This window comes from Pseudomonas sp. MF6396, assembly GCF_002018915.1.
Taxonomy (GTDB): domain Bacteria; phylum Pseudomonadota; class Gammaproteobacteria; order Pseudomonadales; family Pseudomonadaceae; genus Aquipseudomonas; species Aquipseudomonas palmensis.
This window is the reverse complement of record NZ_MVOK01000085.1, coordinates 1-1,524: the sequence shown is the minus strand read 5'-3', so window position 1 is coordinate 1,524 and position 1,524 is coordinate 1. Positions and strand designations below refer to the sequence as shown.

At 62.5% G+C, this 1,524-nt stretch carries 2 protein-coding genes; both read right to left on the bottom strand.

Features of this window, described 5'->3' with window-relative positions:
• On the bottom strand, positions 1-274 hold a 274-nt coding region (locus MF6396_RS28035; protein WP_238596501.1), incomplete at its 3' end, for an ATP-binding protein.
• Positions 267-1,524 (bottom strand): IS21 family transposase (gene istA / locus MF6396_RS28030; protein ID WP_078482017.1); only part of this gene is annotated, 1,258 nt, incomplete at its 5' end. The genes MF6396_RS28035 and istA, both read right to left, overlap by 8 nt.

Genomic DNA, 1,524 nt, shown 5'->3' with positions numbered 1-1,524 from the left:
AGCTCAGATTGGCCAGCTCGCTGATCAAGCGAGCGTCGGCGCTGGAGGCGCTGAAGTCGAAGCCGGCCAGATCGCGGTGCATCGGCAGCTTGGCCATGTTCATCTGGTGGCTCACCGAGCGCATGGCACGATCCGTGTGCTCCTGTTCCAGCAGGTGTTCAAGCAACCACTTGGACGAGGCTGTGTTCGACTCACCCTGCACAGTTAACTCCGCCCAGGCAGTGGCCATGCCGTGCAGGCGCAGTTCCTTGAGTTCCGCCATCAAATCACGCATGACCGATCTCCTCGGTCTGGCCACGCAGGCGGTCGTAGCGCGCCGTGTTGGCGACGGGGGCTTCCTTGAGCGACAAGTGGGTTTCGACGCTGGGCGGCGGTTCGGATGCTGTCAGCCGTGCCACGACATTGAGGATGTGTTCGGCGCTCAGGCTGCCGCTCTCCAGTACCAGCTCAACGGCTACCAGCACGGCATCGAGCCCAGCCACTGGTGCGGCAGCCAAGACTTGCACCATGATCCGATCACCGCCGGCATGACGTTTCAGTCCGTGCTTGAGCTGACGCAGCGGCGCTGGCAGATCAGCAAAGGGCGCTCCGTTGCGCAGCGCGCCGGGCTTGCGCTCAATCAGCGGGATGTAGTGCTGCCAGTCGTAGCTGACCTGGTCGCGATCCAGCAAACGCGCATGGCTGGCAATCAGCGCATCATCGGCCACCACCTCGATGCGGGTCGGATACAAACGGCTGCTGACCCACTTACCGGCGTACTCACAAGGCACCGAGTAGCGGTTACGCCCGACGCTGACCAGGCAGGTACTGGAAACCCGCGCAGGCCGTTCGACGTAACCGTCGAAGGCCGCGGGCATAGGCATCAGTTCGGCGCGCTCCAACTCCAGCACCTCGGCCACACTGAGCCCGCTGTATTGCGGGTGCGTCAGCTCGTTCCAAAGCGCGCGGCAGCGCTGGCCCAGCCAGGCATTGAGTTCCTCGAAGGAGTGAAAATGGCAGTCCTGGGCGTCTAGCCAGATGCGCCTGCGGCTGTCTTGCACGTTCTTTTCAACGATGCCCTTTTCCCAACCAGCGGCGACGTTGCAGAAGTCTGGATCGAACAGGTAGTGCGCGCACATCACCGCAAAACGCGCATTCACCGTGCGGCCTTTGCCCTTATTGACCCTGTCGACGGCGGTCTTCATGTTGTCGTAGATGCCTCGGCGCGGCACGCCGCCAAAGGCGCCGAACGAGCGTGTATGGGCGTCGAATAACATCTCATGGCCCTGGCTCGGATACGCCACCAGCCAGAACGCACGGCTGGCACACAGCTTCAGATGTGCCACCTGCATACGCCGGTAAATGCCGCCGACCAGCAAGCCTTCCTCGCTCCAGTCAAACTGAAACGCCTCGCCAAAAGCAAAGGTCAGCGGCACAAAGGCCTGCGACGCCTTGCCCTGTCCCCCTCGCCAGGCACGGATAAACGCGGTGAGCTGGCTGTAGCCACCGTCATAACCTTCGGCTTTGATTTGCGCCAACAGCGCC